Raw genomic sequence first — 22,872 nt, 5'->3', positions numbered from 1 at the left:
ATAATTGCTGGTCAACGCTTGTTTTTCACTCCTCTGCGGCCAAGAGTGAAGTAAGGAATTTACGGAGCATTTTGACCGACTGCGGTTTTAATTTAGCCAGGACCGGCAGAAGTTCTTGGATATCGGGACGCAGGCTGTCCATGTATGGCAGGACAGGGTGGTTGAGTGATAGCAGTTCGTTCAGTTCTTCTTCGTTTAAAAACAAAAAGGCTACGTTAACCTTATAGACATCAGCTAAAAGGCGCAGGGTGCGATGGGAGGGTTCTCTTGTCCCACGTTCATAACTGGAAATAGTAGTGACATGGAGACCAGTGATTTCTTCCACGTTTGATAAGGTCAGGTTGCATCGCTGACGGTAATATTTGAGTCGGTTACCCAAGGATGTATTCATTTTAGACTTCCTCAATAAATTAAAACTATAGAGCAGAAACAAGCGATATTTATGATTCATGCATAAAGAAAAGAGCAACGATTCACTTGTGTCGGAATTAACCGCAAACCTGATTTAGTAAACAACCGCGACGAGGACATCTAAGATTTTGGGTAAATGGTTATAACTACTAATAAGGAGATAACCATTTATGCAAAACAAAACAAGCTTTATTAACCGAAAAATGCAAGACAGTCGAAGATTTTATAACATGCTCAAAGACCGTCGAACCACAAATAACCAAAAAGTACGAAAAATGCCAGTGATTTTAGATAAATAATCAATTAAATCTCAGATTTCCTTCTTTATCCAACCACAATCGAACATCTTTTTGCTCCTTATCAAAGAGGTAAGCTCGCCCGCCTACAATTACCAAAGCGTTCTCAAAAGCGTATCCCACGGTAACTACAGCTTCCGGTCCAGTCACCACCCTGGTGGTAGTCCCAACTCTGGCCCCCAGTTCTCCCACATACACATTCCCGCCAGCCTGTATCTCGCCACCACGAAATACCCCGGATACAGTCACTTTTTTACCAGCCTGAATCCGGGAAATATAACAACCGCTGCCCACCACCCGGACATTGCCGGTAGCTATAACGGTGGAATTAAGGACACTTGACACAACCACATCGCTTTCCGTAAATGGCAGGGACGCAAGGATCTTTTCCCATTCCTCTGCTCGCCGGGCCAATGTTTCTATCTCTTGGAGATCACGCACGGCCAAAGGAGAACGAATCAGCACCCTTTCGGCTTCCCGGATAAATTCTTCTACGCCTTTATCGGTTAATCCCGAGGGCATGGTTTCAACCTGCTTCTTGAAGGTATTAACGGTAGCAGGAAGATGGCGATACTTTCCCTCCAGCAGCAGCTTTACCAGAGGACCAATACCGCTTTTAAGATCGCCCTGCTTGAACGCTGGGTGACCCAGTAACTGCCGGATAGCCATGGCCATCTTTTGTAAACCAACTGCCAAAGCATGAACCTGCAGCTGCATTCCTTGTAGGAAAGCGGCAGTTCCTCCTGCGGCCACTACCGATGCCAGGACATTTCCCCTGATCAAGACGGACCCAGTGGCTTGCACCCTGGCCCCTGAGACCAGCCCTCCCACCGTAACATTACCGTCCGCTTCCACTAACATTCCTTCTTCCACATTACCGGTAATTACCACATCGCCTTTAAAGGTAATGTTACCTGAAGCAAGATCCACATCACCTGTATGCACCAGTTCAGGTAATACACTAATCCTCACTAGGTCGCGCCAGCGAGAGGCCGCAGGACGTCCAGCCCGGGTCGCGACGGTTCTTCCACCATCCCTGGTAAGCACCGCTCCTTCACCCGCAGAAAGGACAACGTCGCGTGGAGGCGGAGGCACAATTAATTCACCCTTAACACTGGTGCCGGGTCGCCCCGGTTCAGGTGGGTGTTTGACCGCCAGGAGGTCTCCCGCCTCCACCGAAGTAAAAACAAAGCGTTCCCGGAAATCCACCGCTTCGTCTTCCTCCGCCAGTACCGGCACCCTGGAATTAGAAGAAAAAAGCAGTTCTACCCGGCCGTCTTTTCCTGGTTCTGCAGGGTTTCTCCGGGCGATAACTACCTCCTCTTCAGTGCAGGATGTAACACCGTGAGAGCATGCTTCCCAGTCTATGCCATATTTAATCCCCAGTTGGGATAACTTCTGTAAGAGTTCGTCCCATGTGAGTGGGGGAAGACGTTCTTCCCGCTCTACTACCGCCAGTTGTAATTTCCTAGAAGCAGGGCGATCCGCCAACTCCCGGTGAATTACTACCGTAGGGCGCGTTCGCAATATCGCCTGTAGACCATCGGAAGAAACAGTTACAGACCATTCCCCTTCCCTTCGTTCATTTACCGTCTCCAGTTGCACCACATCATGCATAAATACGGGTGTGGGTTGAGTACACTCCTGGCCGTTCACAATCAATCTTACCCCTGAGCAAGGTACCACCACCGGGTAAGGCCCTTCCGGTCGGTGCCAGACAACAAGGCGTCCCCCTTTCACAAAAGCATATGAATCCACTGTTTCTTTGTCTGGGGAAACATTTTCCGCCCCACTCGCTGTTACTGCAGGAAAACCACGGGTAATCTCCTCTTTCAATAGGAACTCACCTCCTGCTAAGTGTTGGGATTTGTCTCTAGGATTACCAGTGCATGGAAAAACCCAATCACTTCCAGGTCCTCTCGAATAAGATCAGGAATGTGAACAATTCTCAGGGCGCGCCCCTGCCTGTACAAGTGTCTGGCCTCCCCGTTACCTTCATGACAACCAATGTCACATCATCCTTTTGAGGAAAACCGCGTGTAAATGTCTTCAGATCAGATAAAATATTTTGTTTTATCCTGTCTGCATCATCACCATACTGGTGACAAATTAGTTCCTTCAATCGTTCCTGCCCGTACCTCTGCTCGCCGGTGCCAGTTGCTTCCACAAGTCCATCAGTATACAACACTACTGCATCTCCAACGGTAAGAAAAGTTTCCTCTACCCCTGACCCAAGATAATCATCCAACAGGCCTAAGGCTACTCCCCAGCATTGGGCCACTTTCACCCTACCGTTGGTTAGAAGGAGGGGAGGGTGGTGCCCTGCATTGACACAGGTGAAGCGTCCAGCTATACCGTCGTAAGAAAGTAGGCATAAGGTGGCAAAAGCTCCAGATTTTCGAAGTTCATACCCGCCCACCTTGTTTAACCGGCGTACCACCTCCAGAGGATGCGGATGAATTCTAACACATTCCCGGAGCATATGGCTGATTGTTTTCATCAGCCGGGCTGCCTGGAATCCTTTTCCCATTACATCGCCAATGGCAACAAACACGGTTCTCTCGTCGCCGGCGATAAACTCAAAAAAATCCCCCCCTACTTGTCCGACAGGCAGACTACAACCACTAACTTCTAACCCGTAAGCCCTTAGTATTTTCCCATTCCCTGTGATCACTTCTCTCATCCTGCTCCTACCTCTCTTCTCCGGCTGGAGGGGTATTTTATGCCAGGAGTCTGTCCAGCCCTACCAACCGCATCACCTCCGCCACATCAGGTTGCGGCCGCAAAATCAGCATCTGGCCTCCTTTTTGTCGCCAGTCGTTGTTAATGTCCAGCAAACTTTTCAAACCGGTGGAATCAACAAAAGAAACGCCTGACAGGTCAACCTCCAGCGTGTGTTCTCCCACTTTCCCCACAACCTCTTGCAATTGCGCTATCGTTTCCATGTCCAATTCACCGTTTAGCACAACCCGGCACACTCCCCGGGCAACATAAACATCCACTTTCAGCAATAACATCACCTTCCTTCATTAGTCTGTTTTTACCGTTCTGCAGTCCTAATGCCAAAGTCCAGGACCAGGGTAGTACCTGACGGCCCTGTATTAAGGTAAAGGTAATCCGCATAGTAGAGCATCAGGGTAAATCCACACCCCATGGAATTCTTGGTTGAATAATGTTGCATCAGCGTCGCCTGGGCCAATTCGCTGGTTTTGATTCCCGGACCCCGATCCTGCACAATAATCCGGACTGCATCCCCTGACTGTCTGACTTGCCAGCAACCGCCCCCCGCATGCTTAAGAGTGTTGGTCAGTGCCTCTGACAAGCACAAGGCAATCGCATGCCAACTGCGGTTGTCGAGAACAGGCAAAGCATCTCGTATTGCCTGGCGCGCTTCCGGCAGGTCATGGGTCTGCCAAACCTCACCCTTGGCCAGTTCTGTTCCTTCTGAGACCACTTTCTCTATCTCTTCACCATTCACCAGGTATAACCGACCCCCGGTTACCGCCGCTATGGCCTCCCGGTAAGCCTGCATCTCCAACTGGTGCATCCTTCTCTCCTTTTCAATCACCTCGGTAACATCAAAGGCCAGTAATCCACCGCTCCTGTGGTCGAACGGCACACCGTGAAGATCAAATATATTTTTACCGTCAGCACTAATGATCACCTCGCGCTGATGTGTGCCTTGACGGGTAACCTGTCGCATCAGTTTTTCCGCTTCTTCCATGGGAAGTTCCAAGTCGACCTGGCCTGACAGGAAGCGGAAGCGCCCTCCTTCATATTTCATCACCTTCCCCACCCTGAGCGCGTTAATTAGTTCGGATTTCTCTATTTCGGCCAGCAGTTTCTCCCTGACTAAGTCCTGAAGGTGCTCTGGCAAGTGTCTAGTAATCTCCTGGACCAGCTCACCAGCGTTTCCAGCCAGCAACTGGTATTCGTCGTTGTTAAGCCGGCTCGCAGTTTCCTGCTTCCGGTGGACACATAATATATCAAACAAGCGGACGTTATTTTTCCCCCTGAATGGTACTCCGGCTACCTCGACCCACAAACTTTCCTGCAGCCTGATTACATACCGGCCCGGCACTGGGGCTTCCGTTTCCAATCCAAATTCTGTGGTGTTTAACACCAGAATATGTGCCGGATACTGCTTGCCATGCTCATCCTCCAGTATTACTCGGACAGGCGGTGAAGGCACCCGGCGAAGGGGCCCCTGCTGAACAAAGTACCTGCACTCTACACATGGACGTTCTGGTTCTTTCTTTGCGCATACAAGACATCGTCGCATTTCTACCCTCCTTCTGGCTGTCAGCCCCTCATCCTTTTAATTGCCGCAACATTACCAGCAAATGGTCCAGCCATTGGCTCTGGGCGTATACCAATAGATAAGATAAAGTGACATATGAATCCGCCAATTGAGCAAGCCATTGTTTTTCCTCGTCTATCTGTCTTTTCAGCCTGGCCGGATCGCGATAGGTGGCGATTTGCCAAAAGGACTCTTTGGCGAGAGCCGCTACCAGTTGCGGGTCAAACTGGGAACCAGCACCCTGATAGACTTCTTCCAGCGCTTCATCCATTTTTAAAGGCAAACGGTAAGGACGTAAGGAAATCATGGCATTCAGGGCATCGGCCAGGGCAATGACACGGGCGCGCCAAGGAATCTGTTGTTCTCTCAGCCCCTCGTACCCTTTTCCATCCCACCTCTCGTGGTGGTAGCGAACTATTTCCACCAGGGAGCTGTCCCCTCCCCTCTCTGCAATCAAGGAAGCACCCCGCCCAGTGTGTTCCTTTAATTCCGCCCATTCCTCTTCCGTGAGCAGTCCCGGCTTGTCGATAATTTCCCGTTTAATAAACATTTTTCCCACATCATGGAGGAAAGCTCCTGTTATCAAAATTTCCTGTTCCACTTCGTTAAGGCGGAGATAATTGCATATTCTTAAGGTCAGATTGGCAACACCAGCACTGTGGGAGTATAGTTTTGGCCATGCCTCTTTCATTAGCCTTAATAAATCACTTAGGTCGGTTAGCTCCACTGATACATACCGCCCCTCTTTTAACTTTTTCTTTTTTCTCCATTAGAATTTAAGCTCTCTGGAATAAATTAGCGGGATTATATGTCTAAACAAGCGGGTGGACAAAATTTGATTATGATGTACTCCGTCAGCAACTGGGGAAAAAAGGAAGGAAAACCTTGCGTAGGCAATTCGGAAGGTTAGACACACCATAAAGGTTTTTTTGCAAGACAAAACCCATCTCGTGTAAATAAGGGAAATAAAATGCTGCCAGATATTGGAATCATTTACATATAATGCCCCCCCAGAACATATGTTCTATTGGCGTATTCCTGCAATTTCATCTCTTACTCATTCCTTCCTATCTCAACATTTATAAAGACGTGATTAGCCATCATAAGCATATCCGCAAAAAGGAGATAATTTGGTTTTTTTCAATATTATGATATTTTCCTCTTTTTATCGAGCATTTTTGTGTTATTAGTTCACGGATTCATGTATTTAACAAATTATTCTACAAAAATTTGTTTTGTCCTTCTTTAGGCAAATTTCTTCATACAGCAAACTGTCAGTACGCATTATAACAGTAAAACAAACATAAAACAGGTTGCCTATCGTCCTTGGCTCTTACCTCGATTCTAACAACCGCGTCAATAACGCCTTTGACGTTTCAATCTGGGAAACCTTATAACGCGCTTGACCTGGGTCCGTATTCAAGCAATTGTAGGAAATTCTATTATGATAGGTCCAAATAGAAGCAGTTTTTCCCTTGTCTCTTCGCCTGATATAAGGACCGATCTGCCCTTCCAAGCAAAGAATCAACAGAATCACTGTTTTTCGCTGAGGTTATACCCAAGCTTGCAGTAACTTGGCGGTGTGGGAAAGGGTAAAGTTCTATAGATCTCCGTATTCTTTCCGCCACCGCTATAGCACCTTCTCCTTTTGTCCCTGGAAGAATAATTACAAACTCCTCACCTCCGTAGCGGCTCGCAATATCCACAGTCCTGATGGAGTTTTTTATTATCTCCGCCGTTTTCTGCAATACTATGTCGCCGGCCATGTGGCCAAAAGTATCATTGTAAGTCTTGAAGTCATCAATATCCATAAAAATAACCGACAAAGGGATACCATACCTGACTGTCTTCTCAAGTTCAGCAACCAGTATGTTCCGAAGAGAACGCTTATTAAAGAAACCTGTCATGAAATCAGTTTCAGCTTCTCTTTCCAGGCGGAGTATAAGCTTCGCGTTAGCCAGGGCTACCGCGGCGAAGTTTACATATATCTGCAGGTTCCTGCTACCGTTGTCATCCATGAAAACAGGGAGCACTATACCTAGTAGCCCGACAGCACCCAAAGCAGTCCAGAGGGGGTAAATCATGATTTCCTTTCCGGGAGCAATCTCTAAACTGGTGAAACCTGGTAGAGTCATTAATTTCTCAATACTCAGAGATGAGGGCTCAACTTTTGAAAAAACCTGCTCAATCAACGGCTGAACCATTGGCCATTCTTTCCCAATCAAAAGGTGGCCGTATTCACCTTTAGCTTGTGCTATCCTGATTTTATCATTCTCGCGAAGGCCGACAAAACATAGATCGACCTTGTAAATTATGATCAACGAATTTGTTATGAGGTCTAGAACCTTGTCCAGTTCAACGGTGGAAGCTAACAGGCGGCTGATTTCGTAAATGCTGTTCAGTTCAAGCCTCCGTAATCCTAACAGATTGTTTTCCAGGATAGCCTTAAGAACCTCATTGATCGTCTGGTAAATACTGTGTGCTTTGGTGATAAATGTATTTTCTTCCTCGCTTCCCACTTGGGTTCTGATCCTGGTAGGAGTAATAACAAGGAACCCCATATTTTGGGCATAGGTGCCCAACCGGTACATATAAAGTCTAACCCCGTAAGGACAGGTAAACATACCTTTATCTTCTAATGAACCAAGAACGGACTTGTAAAAACAGATGCACTTTTCGTTACAGATCTTTCCTTCTTTGTTTAACTCCTGGCATAATTCAACGGGCCGACTGAATCGGGAAAAAGAGCCACCTTTTGCATCAAAGATGTAAATATTTGCATCCATGACCTTGGCCAGCGTATCCTGAAAATCCTGCCAGTATTTTACCGATATACTGAGCAACAGGTTTGTTGGCATTTAGTAGCACCTCATCTCAGCATATTTTCTATTTCTAATTTGCCAAGAATATTTATTCCATTCGGGGTAATCTCATACTCCTTAAGGTTCTTGTTGTGGTTGGTTCCACGGGTTTTAAGGACTCCAACAACTTTTTTAACGCTTGAATTATCTTCCACGTAACGCAGAATGATTATATTATCAGCCATTAAAGATATTTGAGCTTTACTTACTACTACCGGTGAAAAAAGGTCTTCGTTTAGTACCGTGAATATGGTAGTGATATGCCGCCTTTTGAGCTGCTGTCCTATCGCCCAGAGATAATCTTTATACTTTTGTATATCAGAAACGCTACTTTCAAAAGAAGATATGCTGTCGATGACAAACCTTTCCACCTTATTTTCCTGAACCATATCCAGTATTTCAAAAGCGTGCTTATCTACGTCCAGTTCTATAGGAGAAATAAACTTGATATCGAGTCGACCATCTTCTAGATATCTATCCAGCTCCCATCCCAAATGACGAGCGTTATCCTGAAGTTGAGCAACAGGCTCTTCAAAAGATATAAATAGTCCCTTTTCGCCTTTTTCAGCCCCCTCAAGTAAGAATTTAAGAGCAAACGCAGTTTTTCCCGTGCCTGTACCACCAGAAATGAGTGTAATAGTCCCTTCTGTTAAACCACCACTCAGCATTTCATCCAAGCCTGTGATTCCGAATCCTCTTTTCCCCGTCCTGACCTCATACTGGAGTTCTTTACCCTCCAGTTTTATCCTCGGGTAGATTTCTATTCCCGCAGGACTAATTTGAAACAGGTGTTCCCCCTGTTCAAAATTAGTCCCTCTCATCTTCAGAATACGCAAATACCTTTTTTGGAACCGTTTTTCTTCATGCCCGTAAAGGTGAAAAATTCCATCAGCAATGGCAAATTCACTTAAGAGTGTCAGTTCTTTTTCTTCATACTCGCCTACGAGAAATACAGTAACCTCCCATATCGATAAAGCAGCAGCCAGATCAAAAACAAAAGCCTTAAAAGTTTTCTCGTCCGGAAAGATGTCTCTTATAGCCTTGAAACTATCGATTACAACTATATTCGGTTGATGTCTTTTAATCATTTCAGTCAGGTATCCCAGAACCTTATCCGTGCCTTGTTCGCGCAGAACAGCTCCCAGATCACCGTAAATAAACTTGTCCCCCAGGAAATCGTCCGAAAAAAACTCAAACTTCTGCAAATGCCTTACCATCTTGAATTGTGATTCAGATATAGTGGTCAGGTATAAACTTTTGAGGCCGTTCCTCGCGTTGTTAAATATAATGTTTTGTACAAATATCGTTTTTCCACTACCTGGAGAACCAGAAACGATGTTCAGTGAATATAAAGGTATGCCACCGGCAAGAATACCATCAAGATTCTTTATGCCTGTTGTCAATTTATCCAACTCTTATTCCTCCCTTAAGCGCTTAAGTGAAATATCTCCGAAATCTTCGTCTAGTTTCTTTGCTATTTTTTCTGTTTTTTCATGACCAATGAGCCTGGCTAGAATTTCTACATACCTGGTAATAAACTTCATAAACATATCATCGACCGGCAAGTCTGGGTTTTTCTTTAAACTGGCCGCTATCTCTACGCACGATATCTTACCCTCATCGTAGTGCAGCAGTTCTATTTCCCTATACTCCGTAGAAAGTTCCCACACAATCCTTTCCACTAAAAGTTTCACAGAAAACGCCCCTAGGTACTTCTCTGACGCAGCCCAAATTTCTCTCAGTAAATTTTCATAACGTTCGATCTTTTTCTCGACGAGAACATTCAAAATTATCCCTCCCAACCTCTTTTTTATAGCCTTGTAAATCCCCATAAATATTGATTATAAGCCTGTTTCAAAAAAAATAGAGCAACTTGTGCTGCGGTGACGTCCTCCCCTCGATGAATTGAGGGGCATCCTCAAGTGGATACGCACAGAGTTCTATCCCTGTGCTTCGGTTCAGCGACACCGTGCCACCCCAGGAGGTTTGTCCCTTCCAGCGGAAGCCGGGAGCCTGATGCTGGGTGATGCCCCTTTTCTTGAGGGCAAAGAAAGACTTGTACGCCTCCCGCACTTCGTCCCTCGGGTGAGCTATTCATAGTCGTGTTCCTCGCACAGGGAAGTGATTGCTTCTTTCAGCCATAAGCTACTCTTCCTCAAAAAGAAGATTTTTCTCCGCAAGGGATAAAAATACTTCTATTACCCGGGAGTCAAAGTGCTTTCCGCTTTGCTCGTGGAGCTCTGCAAGCACTTTTTCCTTCGGCCACGCTTTCCGGTAAGGACGATCATTTGTTAAAGCATCAAAAACATCCACCACAGCAAAAATCCGGGCCGCCAGGGGAATCTCCTCGCCCTTTAAGCCTCGTGGATAACCTGTTCCGTCCCATTTCTCATGATGGCAGTAAGGAATATCCAAAGCCGGGCGCAGATACTCAATGCGCGAAAGCATCTGGTAAGCGTACATTGGGTGTTTTTGCATAATCTCCCATTCTTCATCAGTAAGCTTTCCAGCCTTAAGGAGGATAGAATCTGGGATACCCATTTTACCGATATCATGGAGCAGTGCCCCGCGCCTAATATGGAGTAGCTCTTCATCCTTTATCCCCATTTCCCTGGCAATGCGCAGAGTCAACTGTGTCACCCGTCGGCTGTGCCCCTCAGTTTCTTTGTCCTTAAGATCAAGAGCGTAGGAAAGCGCTTCGATAGTAGCATCGTAGGCTTGGATAATTTCAGTGTTTGAGCGCTCCAGTTTGTGAAAAAGTTCAGCATTATCAATCGCAATCGCTGTCTGGCCAGCTAAGGTTTCCAGAAACTCCAGCCATTCACTATTGTCTTCAATCGGTAAACGGGAAAAGATTTCCAAGACTCCAAGCACACGGCCCTTGGCAATGAGGGGTACCGCATAATAAGCAGTAAAGTTTTCTACAGCGAAAAGACCTTTTCGGGTGAACTCGCTAATTTCAGAAAGACTGGAAACATAGATAGTACGCTGTTCCAGCACAGCACGCCCCGCAAGACCCTCGCCTAACCGCAGGTTGGTTTTCTCAATTGTGCGGGTGCGAAAGCCGCGCCCAGCAGCATATTCTAAAGTCTGAGAGTAAGGATTGAATTTAAGAATAGAAGCAGCATCAATATCTAACTGACGGGTGATCTCATCCAAAGCCACACTGAAAGTGACACGCGGATCTAAGCTTCCGGTGATAGCCATATCAATATTGCGCAGAGCCTGGATGCGCTGTAGACGGCGCTGAGCCTCTTCAAAAAGGCGAGCGTTCTCTAAAGCCGATGCAGCTTGGTGAGCAAAGGCCTGAAACATCTCCAGGCGCTTCGGATTGAAAAAGCCAGACTGGTCACTGTACAGATTGAGCGCACCAAAGGTGTGCCCCCGGCTTACCAACGGAAAAGCAGCAGAAGTGCAAAATCGTGCTTTTTGTAAAGCAGTCTCACGCCAAGATGCAAAGCGGAGGTCAGTGGCAATGTCCTCAGTAACCTGAAGTATGCCACGGCGAATAGCTCTTCCTGTGGGTCCCTGCCCTTGTGGGGTATCGTCCCAGCGCACAGTGATATCACGGGGGTAGGGGTGCTCCGCGGGATACTGAACTAGAATTTTCACCTGGCCATTGGGTTCTGCGCGACCCAGCCAGGCTAAAGAAGCGCCAAAGTCCTCCACGCAGGTGCGAGTGATTTCATAAGCTACTACCTTTAAGTCCAGACTTTCAGAAAGCCTCCGTGCTCCGGTATACAAAGCATTAAGGATTTGCAACTGCTCCTGGATTTGAATCTCGGTCTCCTTGCGCTGGGTGATGTCGTGAGCTATACCCAAAAGCAAATCGCTTTCCAGTTTTGAGATGCTTGCATCTGTAATCACCAGAGTCCCGTCTTTGCGTCGCAGCTTTCGCTCCACGGATAGAGGCTCCCCTTTTAGCACCTGGCCAATCTTCAAATCCAGGTTAGCCAAGTCCTCAGGCGTGATGAGGTCTCGGAGATCCTTGGTGAGCATCTCCTCCCGGCTGTATCCCAACATAGCACAGGCAGCCGGGTTGCAGTCCCGGATGCGACCTTCTGCATTCAAGATGAGAATAGCGTCGTTGGCCTTCTCAAACAGACTGCGATAGCGACTCTCACTCTCCTGAAGCTGCAATTGCTGGTTTCGCATTATATCAATAACTTTGCCCAGTCCAATGCCTATAACGAAATACGCCAATAAACCAAATATTAAACCCCGGGTGGTCGAATATTGAGGAGAGTAGAAGGAAACCAGCATCACACCGGTAGACCAAATGGCCGACACTGTGCCACCTCTTAATCCCCATCGCATGGCACAGGTGATAACCAAAAAAAAGGGCAAGTATTGCAGTAGCAACTGCAGGCAAGATATATGCCCACATGATTAAAGTCAATGCATAAAAACTCAAAAGAAGTGTTGCTTTGTTAGCTTGCCGTAGAAGTCCGTGCATATTCAATAAACGAAGCCTCCATCAAATTCCCATCTCTATTTCCCGCCGGGTAGTGCTCTAAGCCCTACGCCAATTTTCGCTTTTGGAATTTTGCTCTAAGGCATGCTCTTTTTTGGCCCCAGCGATCATATCTATGAATGCCTCCACCAGTGCCGGCTCAAACTGCGTACCGGCACACCGTCGAATCTCCTCCAGCGCTTCCTCTACTGTCTTGGCCCCACAGTATGGCCTGCCGGTCGTCATAGCATCAAACGCATCAGCAATCGACAGAATACGGCACTCGATTGGTATTTCTTCTCCCTTCAGGCCTAGAGGGTATCCGGTACCATCCCATTTTTCGTGATGCTTTAGGATTAGATCTGCAATTCCTGCCAGATCCGGGGACGACAAGGCAATTCGATATCCTTTCTCCGAGTGTTTGCGCATTACCTCCCATTCTCTTTCTGTAAGAGGCCCTTGCTTAAATAGAATTTGATCCGGTATCCCGACTTTACCCAGGTCGTGGACTTGAGCCAGAAGGGACAGGTTCACAAGCTGCTGCGCAGAAAGCCCGAGTTTTTCGCCTAATTTCTGGCACAACTTCTGTACACGCCTGGTATGACCTTCAGTGACGAAATCTCTTTCTGATAGCGCGCTTAACAACGCATCGACGATCTTGCTCCGCGCGCTGGCGCTGAAATAAAGTTTTTCCTGGTACATCAGGTCGTCTGCCTTCTTATAAGTCTCTTTTAAGGGTTGTCCTGCAGCATCGGCCGTCGCTATGCCGAATGATACGTTCAGCGGCAATTCCGGGTGCTCCTGGTTGTGTCTTTCGATAGACAAGCGGAGGCGCGCCAGGATACCAGCACCGGCTTTCTCATCGGTACGCGGCAGGATAGCAACAAACTCGTCACCTCCCACTCTGGCGAGGATATCCGAAGCACGGAAATCCTTCTTCAAGATCTGCGCACAAGCAGTCAAGAGCTGATCACCTTTGTCATGTCCCATACTATCGTTAATCAACTTCAGTCCATTTACGTCAGCTACTATGATCGTAATCGGGTACTCACGACTGGCATTCAGGCGTTCGAGTTCCTCTTCGTAATAAGCGCGGTTGTAAAGACCTGTCAGTTGGTCATGCAGACTTAGATATTTCAGTTTCTCCTCAAAATTCTTTTTCTCGGTAACATCTATCATGTTCCCCACAGTTACGTGCCTGCCTGCATGCCAGAGGGAAGCAGCCGTCTCCTGAACCCATCTTATATCACCCTGTTTGGTAATGATCCGAAACTCATACGGCTTAACGATCTCCCCTTTCAGCATTTTAACAGCGTTTTCCTTTACCATTTGCCTATCTTCTGGATAGACGAGACCCAATGATTCCCTTCCAATCAATTCTTCCTGGCGATAGCCTGAGAGCCTTTCAAATTCCGGGTTTACAAGCTGGAACTTTCCCCCGCTGACTATGTACATCGCTATAGGGGAATAGGTGAAAAGACTCTTCAGTAGCTCCACTTCACGTTTGCGTTCACTAATGTCACGCACAGTGGCCAGGATCACGTCCTTGCCTGCGACAGATATTTTTCTTAAAACAACCTCTGCATCAAACACCGAGCCATCGCCGGGGCGCCTGGCTTTCCACTCAAACACCAAACTCTCTCCAGAGATCGCTTTTTCCCATAATTGCTGCAGCTGATCCACCGGACTGTTGGGACTGGAATAATCCCTGATTATCGACAATTTTACAGCTTCTTCTTTCGAACTTACCCCATAGATTTGCAGCATTCTCTGGTTTACATCAATGATTGTTCCGTCCAGTTGATGTAGGAAGATGGCATCGTGGACGCTGTTAAAGACTGCCTGAAACGCCTCTTCGGCCTGGATGCGCTCGGTAATGTCCACACAGACTTCGACTATGCCTTCAATCGTTCCTGTCTCGCTCTTCACAGGATAGCCTATCACAAAAAACTGCCTGCCCCTCAGAAAGGCTACAGTACCCTCCTCGGGCATACCCGATTGCCACACCTTAGCCACTGGGCATTCTTCACACGGTACACCCCTCCGACTCATCGCCTCATAACAAGTTCGCCCAACCAACTCCTCAGGTGTCATGCCCGCGTATTCCGCAGCAGCTCTGTTAGCCCATAAAATCCGATGATCTGGGTCCTGAAAAACTAGGAGCTCCATTAGGCTGTTCAGGATGATCTTCTTTTCCCGCTCGGAATTTCTTATTTTTTCTTCCATTTGTTTCCGGGCAACTATGCTCTCAATACGGCATGCAAAAATGGTGAAAAGCCTCCTGTCACGTTCAGAAATCCTCCCAGAAGGTTCCATGTACAGCAGACCCTGCACACCGTTTTGCATTATATATATATAAAGCTCCCTTCCCCATTACTTTTGTTGCTCTTGATCTTTTCCAGAACCTCTTCGTCTTTGCGAAATCCCCACCGCCCCAGACATCTATGCCCCTCACCCTCGCGAAGTATTAAGGCCAGACGCCGTATACCAAAAAGCCTGGTCGCTTTTTCCACTATTTCTCGCATTAAATCATCATATTGCTCCGGAAAGGAGAAAGTAACGACATCATACAGCGTTAAGAGCTCAGAAATGTCCAGGTGCAATCTCTACCACCCCGCAGTAGCCACAATGGTCTTGTTGTAAAACAAAGGTATCCCTGAAATACTGCTAATCTCGCCAAAAGACAGTATGCCTATTACAGGAACATCTACTTTGATATTTCTGGCTACTGCTTCCATCTCGCGCGAAAAATCGTTCTTCATTAACAAATAGCGTGAAACACAGTCAAATATCATTAGAATCTTCGGGGCAACTGGAGTCTCCAATACCCTTCGCGATACCTCTTCAGCAGCAGCAACAAAATTGGCAGTATCTCCCTGCATTATTGTGGTGATTGTATTTTCTGGAATTTCGGTTACGAACAAAATGCTCTTATCTTCCTCAGCTTTAACCGGGTCGCGGATAATAAATTCACCGCCGGCAGCAGGCAATCCCAGCGGGTATTTCATGCTGTAGCAAGAAAAAGCGTACTCATCACGCAAACCTATTAAAGCTGAATATCTGTCAAGTGCCGGCACTCCGTCGATTTCATAGACTCTTCGTCCTTTGGCTTTTGTCACTACTAACGGCTCTCCCATCGGCTTCCATCCATGTCCCAGACTTGTCTGAAGGTTCATTCCCCTGATTACTGCTGTTGCTACGGCATCAGTACTCACGCCTTCATCAGTAAACTGATATGTAGGCTTAAACCGCAGATTGCTTCCGCTTCCTCCCCCAATTTACTCAAATGCAGGTCCCATAACATTATATAATCCCCTGAGCAGTCCAGAAATGTTTGCTGCAAAACCATCAGGAAAGAGCAATACTGTACCAGGTGATTCCCCGCCCTTTTCCATCAAGGCTTCGCCTACTTTCTCGCCTTTTCCGTATGAGCACTTGGATATATTCCTCTGCAGGTGGGTTATCGCCTCCACACCTTCTCCACTAACTGTACAGATGCCCACACCCTTCTCGTACAGCCTCAAGTTAACAATTACTCCCGGAACGCAGGCACCAACCAGTCTGGAATTACCGATAACTTTTTTAACGGCCGACAAGACACGCTCCTGATCGTAATTGTCAGTAGTCCAAACTAAAGTTATTACTGGGCGTCCAGATTGCTGAACAGCCTGTTCGGAAGCAGCCTGTCCAGCAGCACTCGGGTCCTCTGCACTACTAAAGCCTATCCCAACCTGCATCTCTTAAATATCACCGCCAACTTTATATCATCATGCCTGCTCGACACAAGAAGTAAGTTAAAATATTATTATTGATTATAAATTATACAGCAAAACATCTAATGCAGATAGAGTACAATTAAGTTCGCAAAATCAGTTGTATACGCTAATCTAATAGTGAGCCAGATCGAAGGGTTTTGATCACATAAAAAGTGAGCCACCTAATTTCCAATTTTCCTGTTTGCTTAAGGTTGGAAGCACTTAACGTACAGGAGGGAAAGAAAATCAATTCGGCAAATTGCCCGTGAACTCAATCTTACTCGGCACACGGTGTCAAAGTATGTAAATGAACCGAAGGAACCAAGTTACCGTAAGAAGCAGCAGGAGCCACGACAAAGGGTTTCACCAGTGACTGGCCCAATTCTGGAAATTGTCCGCACTTGGATCGAACAAGACCAAAAGCTTCCGAAAAAGCAACGGCATACTGGAAATTCCTCTGCAATACCAACGCTGGTAATGAAAAAGGGGAGGTTGAAGGGCTGGTCGGCTTTGCCCGCCGCAACTTCATGGTTCCTATCCCAGAAGTGAGCACCCTGGAGGAGCTTAACGAACTGTTGGAGCAGGAGTGCCTTGAATATGCCCGGAAAACCAGAGTGCCGTATACCAATGAGTTAATAGCTACTGTGTGGGAAAGGGAAAAAGAACACCTTCTCCCCATTCCCAAAGTGCCGTTTGACGCTTGCCGCGTGGTAGAAAGCCAAGTCGACCGGCAATCCTTAATCCGCTTGAAACCAATGCCTATTCTGTACCTTGTGAATATAGATGAGCGCCTGGGTTTGGTGGAATGGGGTCATCCAGAACTATCTATCAAGAAGCAAGCCGAGCTCTTAAACCTAAACCGTTCTAGCTTATACTACCACCCAGTGCCCCCTTCCCCAGAAGAAATAGCCAAACACCGCATCGACGAAATATATACCGAGTTTCCCTTTTACGGTTCCAGGCGCATTACGATCCAGCTTCGAAGGGAAGGATTCTTGGTCAACCGCAAAGCCGTCCAGCGCCACATGCGAGAAATGGGTATAGCCGCCATCTATCCCAAGTCTAACTTAAGCAAAAGAAACCATGAGCATCGAGTATATCCCTACTTGTTGCGGGGCCTTGCTATTACTTACCCCAACCAGGTTTGGGGTATAGACATCACCTACATCCGGCTAGTCCGGGGATGGATGTACCTGGTGGCCATCATGGACTGGTACTCCCGCTTTGTAGTAAGCTGGGCCTTAGACCAGTGCTTAGAGACAGCCTTTGTATTAGTTGCGGTGAAAGAAGCAATGGCTAAAGCCAAGCCCGAGATAATGAACAGCGACCAGGGAGCTCAGTTTACCGACCCGGACTACATAAAACTCCTGGAAGGAGCGGGTATAAGGATTAGCATGGACGGCAAAGGTCGGGCTACCGACAACATATTCACCGAACGCCTCTGGCGTAGCCTGAAATACGAAGAAGTGTATCTCAATGAATATCAAAATGAATATCAAAGTCCACGTGAAGCCAGGCAGGGCATATCTCGGTATCTAGAGTTTTACAACTATCGCCGGCCTCACCAATCCTTAAAATACAAAACGCCAGCAGAAGTCTACTATGGAAAATCTAAGACATATTATGCCAAATCTGGAATCTGAAAAATTTGTCCATAAATCCTTCTATACCACTATTCACCATATTAGGTTTATCTGTCCACGTTTCCACGCTTAAAATTTTTAAATTCGTGTCTTGACAAAGGGGTCCACCTTGGACAAAAAAATAAAGATTTAGGCACCCTCACGATCAACTGTGGCTCTCTTTTTTTCTTGACAAAAACAAGAGCGAGCTAATAAGATAGGAATAAGCCGTGTAGCTCTCAGGTCATCACGAAAAGGTACAGAGTAGCAGGGAAAATATTAACCCGGGAAAGAGGTGGCCAAATTGACCGAGCATGAATTGCTCGGAACAAGGGGAATATTATACCAAGAAAGGAGTAAGTCAAATGTCTTCTCACCGCTTTCTGGTTATCATTGAACAGGACGAAGACGGCAAGTACATTGCTTCTGTACCCTCTCTTCCCGGTTGCCATACTCAGGCAGATAATTTAGCCGAACTGGAAAAACGGGTTCATGAAGCGATCATGCTTTACCTTGTTGAAAAAAGCGATTTTATCCCTGCGCCAGAGAAATTTATAGGTATTCACCAGGTTGAGGTACATCCATGACAAAGCTTGTGGTTATCTCAGCTGAAGATATGGAAAGGATACTGGTTTACCTGGGCTTCTTTCGCAAAAGGCAGGCTGGTAGTCATGTACTGTTCGCTCACCCCGATGGGCGCTGCACAGTTGTTCCCTTCCACCAGGGAAAAGATTTAGCCAGGGGTTTAATCAGAAAGATTCTTCGCGATTAGATATATCCCTGGAGGAATATGAAAAATTAAGGCGAGAAGTCTTGTAAGAAAACTGCCTCTCTTAAACCGAAGCAAGGAGTGTTCAATTATGGATAACGAAAAATTCCAGGAACTGGTACTTCAGCAGTTAAAGATGCTTTCTGAAGGCCAAAATATGCTGATCCATCGTGTTGGAACTCTGGAACAAGGACAAAATCTCCTGGCAGCAAATCTAATGGAAACACAAAAAAATGTTAAGGAGTTAACAACACAAGTAGGTAAACTTGAAAATCAAATGGCTAGATTGGAAACTCGCATAGAAAACGAGATTATCGAAAAAATCCGCGGTCTGTATGATTTCCGCGAAGTCCAGAACAATGTGAACGAACGGATAACCTCAACGCTGGAACGTATCGAGGCCAAAATTGACGTTCTCCAAATGGAGACCGCTCATATCCGCCGGGTAAAATAATGTCGCTGGAGCATCACAATAGTGACCCGCGATCCATCAATCCGCCAGCAAGTCTTCTTCTACGAGCTGAAACACATCATCGAAATCTCTCTAAGACTACGAACTTTTATTGGGTAAGACAGGTATGACGATAGGATTGAGTTGGAGGCAGATATAGACCGGTGTTCAGAGACTAATTGATGCGCTTCAAAATCACCGAGATTGTGCGTTGATTTTTACGGCCATCTTAAGCGGTATGCGAAGGGCTGAACTCCTGGGATGGCGTTGGAAAGATCAAAGATTTAGGCACCTCACAATGAAGTGCCTTATATCTGAAAAACCTTAATTTTCCTGGTGCCCGGAACCGGAATCGAACCGGTACGGTCGGTAAGGACCGCGGGATTTTAAGTCCCGTGCGTCTGCCAGTTCCGCCACCCGGGCATATGTTTTAGCCATTTTGGCTGATCAGACAAATTGGAGGCGCCATCCGGATTTGAACCGGAGAATAAAGGATTTGCAGTCCTCTGCCTTACCGCTTGGCTATGGCGCCTTAGATAAATGCGGCTCAGCGCCGCATGTTAATTATTTTATGGAGCGGAAAACGGGATTCGAACCCGCGACCCTCGCCTTGGCAAGGCGATGCTCTACCACTGAGCTACTTCCGCATAAATGGTGGCTCAGGCCAGAATCGAACTGGCGACACGCGGATTTTCAGTCCGCTGCTCTACCAACTGAGCTACCGAGCCACGTTACTCATTAATAATTTTATGGCGGAGCTGACGGGAGTCGAACCCGCGATCTCCTGCGTGACAGGCAGGCATGTTAGGCCACTACACCACAGCTCCGTATTTTGCAACTCATGAATGGTGAGAGCAATGATTAGAGCAACCTGTCAACCCCCTGCTTCTAAGACAGGTAGTCTCCTCGTTAAGCTAATCGCCCGTCAGCAGGAATTACAGGAATTACTATAACGCATTTAAGGACGGATGTCAAAGGTAATTTTCTGGCAATATTCATCAAGGAGCGTTTTTATTATATCATGCGCCAAAATTCCAAGTCAAATGTAATTTTCTTCATCCAACCCACTATTTTAGGCTACCAGAGTGCAAGTATTGCCTCCCGGATCAGCTTGGCGGCCAAAAGGGCCGTCTGGTCGTTAGTGTCGTAAACCGGACTGACTTCCACCAGGTCAAATCCCACCACTTCAAGCTGTCCCAGCAGGTGAATCGCCTTGATAATGTCGCGGGTACTGCAGCCACCAGGCTCTGGCGTACCGGTACCTGGCGCATAAGCAGGGTCAACCACGTCGATGTCCAGCGTGATATACACCGGCCGCCCCTTGAAGGTTGGCAACAATTGTTCCAGGGGCTCCAGCACCTGATCGACAAATAGGTGGGTGTTCTCCTTGGCGTAAGCAAACTCCTCTTTTGTCCCGGAGCGGACACCGAACTGATAAACATTCTGCGCGCCCACGGTTTCACAAACCCGACGCATGACGGTCGCGTGCGAGTAGACCTCATCCAGGTAGTTTTCCCGCAAATCGGCATGGGCGTCAAAATGAATAATCGTGAGATCAGGAACCTTCGCAGCCACCGCTTTAACGATCGGATAAGTAACCAGATGCTCACCGCCGATAAAAATTGGCTTTTTTCCGTGAGACAGAAGATGACTTGTCACCTCTTGAATACGGTTAAGGCTCTCCGTTACATTACCAAATGGTAAGACAATATCCCCGGCATCGTAGTACCGGCAGTCAGCCAAGTCACGGTCAAGATAAACACTGTATTCTTCAATCCCGATTGATACTGTGCGTACCTGCTGGGGTCCCATCCTGGTTCCCGGACGAAAGCTAACGGTAAAATCCATCGGCACCCCGACAAGGACGATGTCCGCATCCTCGTATTTCTCCCGGCTGCCCATAAAGCCCAAGCTTTTTTCGATAAACTGATGCAAATTCACATCCTCCTACTTCAAAAGGTCGGCTACAAATCGCGGTAATTTAAAAACAGCCTTATGCAGTTCCGGGGTATAGTATTTGGTATCGATAGCTAAACATCTTTTTTCATCTACCATTTCTGGATCATGCTTTTTGGAACCCATGGTAAAACTCCATAATCCACTGGGATAAGTAGGAATACTGGCCAGGTACAGTTTAGTGATCGGGAAAATCCTCGAAATATCTTTATAAACTTGAGATATCAAGTCATTATTAATAAAAGGCGACTCGGTTTGGGCAACAAACAATCCATCTTCCTTTAACGCCACAAAAACAGAACGGTAAAAATCTTGGCTAAATAAGCCTACTGCTGGCCCTACTGGTTCTGTTGAATCCACGATAATCACATCGTAGGTGTTTGGCGAATCCTGGACGTGTTTAATTCCATCAACAACAAGAATCTCTACTTTGGGATTCTTGTACCCACAAGCAATCTCTGGTAAATATTCTTTAGCGGTTTCGATAACCCGCACATCAATTTCAGCAAGAGTTGCTTTTTCTACGACAGGGTGCTTGACAATCTCCCGAATAGCACCACCATCGCCCCCACCAATTACTAATACCTGCTTGGGTGCCGGGTGAGTATTCAAAGCAACCCAGGTAATCATCTCGTGATAAACAAACTCATCTTTGACTGTTGTCATTACCATTCCGTCAAGAACCAGCATACGGCCAAATTGCTCGGTATCAATGATCGCCAGCTCCTGGTACGGAGTTTTTTCCGAATGTAAAGTAGCCCGTACCTTACAAGTAATACCCAAATGCGGGGTTTGTTTTTCCGTAAACCATAGGTCCATTGGTGCAACCAACCTCCTTACCGTGGCTTATCCATGTGCATCTTTAATACCAGAGCGGTACTGCCGCAAACGCGCAGCCGATCTTCTCCACTTTGTGTTCAACCACCGCTATCTTCAGGTCCGCCAGAGGCATGTTGCGAACAGAAAAAGCCTCTCTGACCATTTGTTCAATTGCCTTTTCTGCTTCTTCCTTCCGGCAGCGGCCAGAGAACTCCATGATCACGCCAAACGAATCTTCAGAAATTCCTACCCCAACCGCCGCCGAGATGATTTCCCCCGGAACATCGCTGACGATTGAGCCATAGGCAGTCGGTACCAACGAACCGGGAGGGATAGTCAGATCGGGTACATATTCGGCCTTGGGGGGCAGAATACTGCTGATCCGCAGCAGGTTGACATTACCAATCCTGGCCTTGAGCAACGCTTTGTCAAATGCAGTTAATTTACTTTCTCCTTCAGCACTGGCCGCTGTGACAAAAAACTTGGTGGGGGTTGGCAGCATCTGTCATCCTCTCCTTACTTCATTTATTTAACCTGTCTGATTGCATACATGAACTATTATACCAGAAACTTCTTAAAAATAAACAGTTATTTTCCTCTGTTGTCAAGGGTGGGAATTAGTAACAATTTGCAGGAAAAATGCCTTGGGGGTCGAAAAATAGTATTAGTGAACCGACTCATGAGCACAAATATTCAATGTGCAGCGCGAGGAGCAGTTAATGGAACGTAACCTCAGTATCCACAAAGGCCAGATCATTTATCTCGAGCCTCGCTCAGTTCTCTACAAGAGTACCTACGAGACTCAAGTGATAGACATAACCGAGCGTCACCTGAGAACTAGCATGCCCTATCAAGACGGTAAGCTGGTTCTACTGGGAGTAGGGACCCTGCTCAAGGTCATTATTAATCCGGGCACTACATTTTATTCCGAAGTCATTGACAGATGTTTCAGTCCACAACCTGGTTTAACCCTGGCCACTCCCTGGTCGCTGACCAACTCTGGCCGACGCACCCGCGTGATCGCGGTCACCAGCGGAAAAGGTGGCGTAGGGAATTATGCAAAGTAATTGCTTATGTCAAGTCGAGTGCAAAAATAATTGAAAAAGCTCAATTCATGATAGAAATACTATCCATAATCCTTCAAGATGAAAGTGATGCTGAAGCATCCATCATATTGAA

General features: G+C 46.8%; 17 protein-coding genes, 5 tRNA genes and 4 pseudogenes. 6 read left to right on the top strand and 20 right to left on the bottom strand.

The window, feature by feature from the left end:
- Positions 1-25: 25 nt before the first annotated feature.
- From HPY81_06360 to HPY81_06305, 12 genes and pseudogenes are all read right to left on the bottom strand, one after another.
- Positions 26-391, bottom strand: coding sequence for a helix-turn-helix transcriptional regulator (locus HPY81_06360; GenBank protein ID NPV27063.1), 366 nt, complete (start codon positions 389-391; stop codon positions 26-28).
- Positions 392-710: 319 nt separating this feature from the next.
- The gene (locus HPY81_06355; GenBank protein ID NPV27062.1) at positions 711-2,543 is read right to left on the bottom strand and encodes a DUF342 domain-containing protein; all 1,833 of its coding nucleotides are present in this window, start codon (positions 2,541-2,543) and stop codon (positions 711-713) included.
- A gap of 112 nt (positions 2,544-2,655) precedes the next feature.
- The gene (locus HPY81_06350) at positions 2,656-3,390 is read right to left on the bottom strand and encodes a serine/threonine-protein phosphatase (protein ID NPV27061.1); all 735 of its coding nucleotides are present in this window, start codon (positions 3,388-3,390) and stop codon (positions 2,656-2,658) included.
- Positions 3,391-3,427: 37 nt separating this feature from the next.
- Positions 3,428-3,718 carry an STAS domain-containing protein gene (locus HPY81_06345; GenBank protein NPV27060.1) on the bottom strand — a complete coding sequence of 97 codons (291 nt, stop codon included), beginning with the start codon at positions 3,716-3,718 and terminating at the stop codon, positions 3,428-3,430.
- A 29-nt stretch (positions 3,719-3,747) separates the two neighbouring features.
- Entirely contained in the window at positions 3,748-4,989 is a 1,242-nt protein-coding gene (locus HPY81_06340; GenBank protein ID NPV27059.1) for an ATP-binding protein, read from the bottom strand.
- Positions 4,990-5,017: 28 nt separating this feature from the next.
- Positions 5,018-5,734: an HD domain-containing protein gene (locus tag HPY81_06335; protein ID NPV27058.1), complete on the bottom strand. Its 717-nt coding sequence runs from the start codon at positions 5,732-5,734 to the stop codon at positions 5,018-5,020.
- 715 nt (positions 5,735-6,449) lie between these two features.
- Complete coding sequence (locus HPY81_06330; GenBank protein ID NPV27057.1) at positions 6,450-7,865, bottom strand: GGDEF domain-containing protein; 1,416 nt, start codon at positions 7,863-7,865, stop codon at positions 6,450-6,452.
- Between the two features lie 11 nt (positions 7,866-7,876).
- Complete coding sequence (locus tag HPY81_06325; GenBank protein ID NPV27056.1) at positions 7,877-9,280, bottom strand: circadian clock protein KaiC; 1,404 nt, start codon at positions 9,278-9,280, stop codon at positions 7,877-7,879.
- 3 nt (positions 9,281-9,283) lie between these two features.
- Complete coding sequence (locus HPY81_06320) at positions 9,284-9,655, bottom strand: hypothetical protein (protein NPV27055.1); 372 nt, start codon at positions 9,653-9,655, stop codon at positions 9,284-9,286.
- Between the two features lie 358 nt (positions 9,656-10,013).
- Positions 10,014-12,158 carry a GAF domain-containing protein gene (locus HPY81_06315; protein ID NPV27054.1) on the bottom strand — a complete coding sequence of 715 codons (2,145 nt, stop codon included), beginning with the start codon at positions 12,156-12,158 and terminating at the stop codon, positions 10,014-10,016.
- Between the two features lie 223 nt (positions 12,159-12,381).
- Positions 12,382-14,924, bottom strand: a pseudogene (locus HPY81_06310) (PAS domain S-box protein).
- A 3-nt stretch (positions 14,925-14,927) separates the two neighbouring features.
- Positions 14,928-16,058, bottom strand: a pseudogene (locus tag HPY81_06305) (histidine kinase).
- A gap of 267 nt (positions 16,059-16,325) precedes the next feature.
- On the opposite strand from HPY81_06305, the gene HPY81_06300 reads away from it, so the two are divergent.
- From HPY81_06300 to HPY81_06280, 5 genes and pseudogenes are all read left to right on the top strand, one after another.
- Positions 16,326-16,625 carry a hypothetical protein gene (locus HPY81_06300; protein NPV27053.1) on the top strand — a complete coding sequence of 100 codons (300 nt, stop codon included), beginning with the start codon at positions 16,326-16,328 and terminating at the stop codon, positions 16,623-16,625.
- Positions 16,626-16,858: 233 nt separating this feature from the next.
- Positions 16,859-17,623, top strand: a pseudogene (locus HPY81_06295) (IS3 family transposase).
- 440 nt (positions 17,624-18,063) lie between these two features.
- On the top strand, positions 18,064-18,285 hold the full coding sequence (locus HPY81_06290) for a type II toxin-antitoxin system HicB family antitoxin (protein NPV27052.1): 222 nt from the start codon (positions 18,064-18,066) through the stop codon (positions 18,283-18,285).
- Positions 18,282-18,517, top strand: a pseudogene (locus tag HPY81_06285) (type II toxin-antitoxin system HicA family toxin). Before HPY81_06290 ends, HPY81_06285 begins: the two are co-directional and overlap by 4 nt.
- A 41-nt stretch (positions 18,518-18,558) precedes the next feature.
- Complete coding sequence (locus HPY81_06280; GenBank protein NPV27051.1) at positions 18,559-18,921, top strand: hypothetical protein; 363 nt, start codon at positions 18,559-18,561, stop codon at positions 18,919-18,921.
- Between the two features lie 331 nt (positions 18,922-19,252).
- Here HPY81_06280 and HPY81_06275 read toward each other — a convergent pair.
- From HPY81_06275 to HPY81_06240, 8 genes are all read right to left on the bottom strand, one after another.
- Positions 19,253-19,341 (bottom strand) — tRNA-Leu (locus HPY81_06275).
- 34 nt (positions 19,342-19,375) lie between these two features.
- Positions 19,376-19,450 (bottom strand) — tRNA-Cys (locus tag HPY81_06270).
- A 40-nt stretch (positions 19,451-19,490) separates the two neighbouring features.
- A tRNA-Gly gene (locus HPY81_06265) sits at positions 19,491-19,565 on the bottom strand.
- A gap of 5 nt (positions 19,566-19,570) precedes the next feature.
- Positions 19,571-19,646, bottom strand: a tRNA-Phe gene (locus HPY81_06260).
- Between the two features lie 22 nt (positions 19,647-19,668).
- Positions 19,669-19,745 (bottom strand) — tRNA-Asp (locus tag HPY81_06255).
- 250 nt (positions 19,746-19,995) lie between these two features.
- On the bottom strand, positions 19,996-20,853 hold the full coding sequence (gene speB, locus HPY81_06250) for an agmatinase (GenBank protein NPV27050.1): 858 nt from the start codon (positions 20,851-20,853) through the stop codon (positions 19,996-19,998).
- 12 nt (positions 20,854-20,865) lie between these two features.
- The gene (gene speE, locus HPY81_06245; GenBank protein NPV27049.1) at positions 20,866-21,693 is read right to left on the bottom strand and encodes a polyamine aminopropyltransferase; all 828 of its coding nucleotides are present in this window, start codon (positions 21,691-21,693) and stop codon (positions 20,866-20,868) included.
- 43 nt (positions 21,694-21,736) lie between these two features.
- Positions 21,737-22,195 carry an arginine decarboxylase, pyruvoyl-dependent gene (locus HPY81_06240; protein NPV27048.1) on the bottom strand — a complete coding sequence of 153 codons (459 nt, stop codon included), beginning with the start codon at positions 22,193-22,195 and terminating at the stop codon, positions 21,737-21,739.
- A 217-nt stretch (positions 22,196-22,412) separates the two neighbouring features.
- Here HPY81_06240 and HPY81_06235 point away from each other — a divergent pair, with 217 nt between their 5' ends.
- Positions 22,413-22,760, top strand: a complete 348-nt coding sequence (locus HPY81_06235; GenBank protein ID NPV27047.1) for a hypothetical protein — start codon at positions 22,413-22,415, stop codon at positions 22,758-22,760.
- The last annotated feature ends 112 nt before the right edge of the window (positions 22,761-22,872 follow it).

It is taken from the genome of Bacillota bacterium (assembly GCA_013178045.1).
Classification (GTDB): Bacteria; Bacillota; Ch66; order Ch66; family Ch66; genus Ch66.
The sequence above is the reverse complement of the archived record's forward strand: the minus strand, read 5'-3'. Positions and strand labels throughout refer to the sequence as shown.

Bases quoted from the DNA above. Each gene is read 5' to 3' on its own strand.
- HPY81_06360 (NPV27063.1), bottom strand. From the start codon at position 391: ATGAATACATCCTTGGGTAACCGACTCAAATATTACCGTCAGCGATGC.
- HPY81_06350 (NPV27061.1), bottom strand. From the start codon at position 3,390: ATGAGAGAAGTGATCACAGGGAATGGGAAAATACTAAGGGCTTACGGG.
- HPY81_06340 (NPV27059.1), bottom strand. From the start codon at position 4,989: ATGCGACGATGTCTTGTATGCGCAAAGAAAGAACCAGAACGTCCATGT.
- HPY81_06330 (NPV27057.1), bottom strand. From the start codon at position 7,865: ATGCCAACAAACCTGTTGCTCAGTATATCGGTAAAATACTGGCAGGAT.
- HPY81_06290 (NPV27052.1), top strand. From the start codon at position 18,064: ATGTCTTCTCACCGCTTTCTGGTTATCATTGAACAGGACGAAGACGGC.
- HPY81_06280 (NPV27051.1), top strand. From the start codon at position 18,559: ATGGATAACGAAAAATTCCAGGAACTGGTACTTCAGCAGTTAAAGATG.
- speE (NPV27049.1), bottom strand. From the start codon at position 21,693: ATGGACCTATGGTTTACGGAAAAACAAACCCCGCATTTGGGTATTACT.
- HPY81_06240 (NPV27048.1), bottom strand. From the start codon at position 22,195: ATGCTGCCAACCCCCACCAAGTTTTTTGTCACAGCGGCCAGTGCTGAA.
- HPY81_06235 (NPV27047.1), top strand. From the start codon at position 22,413: ATGGAACGTAACCTCAGTATCCACAAAGGCCAGATCATTTATCTCGAG.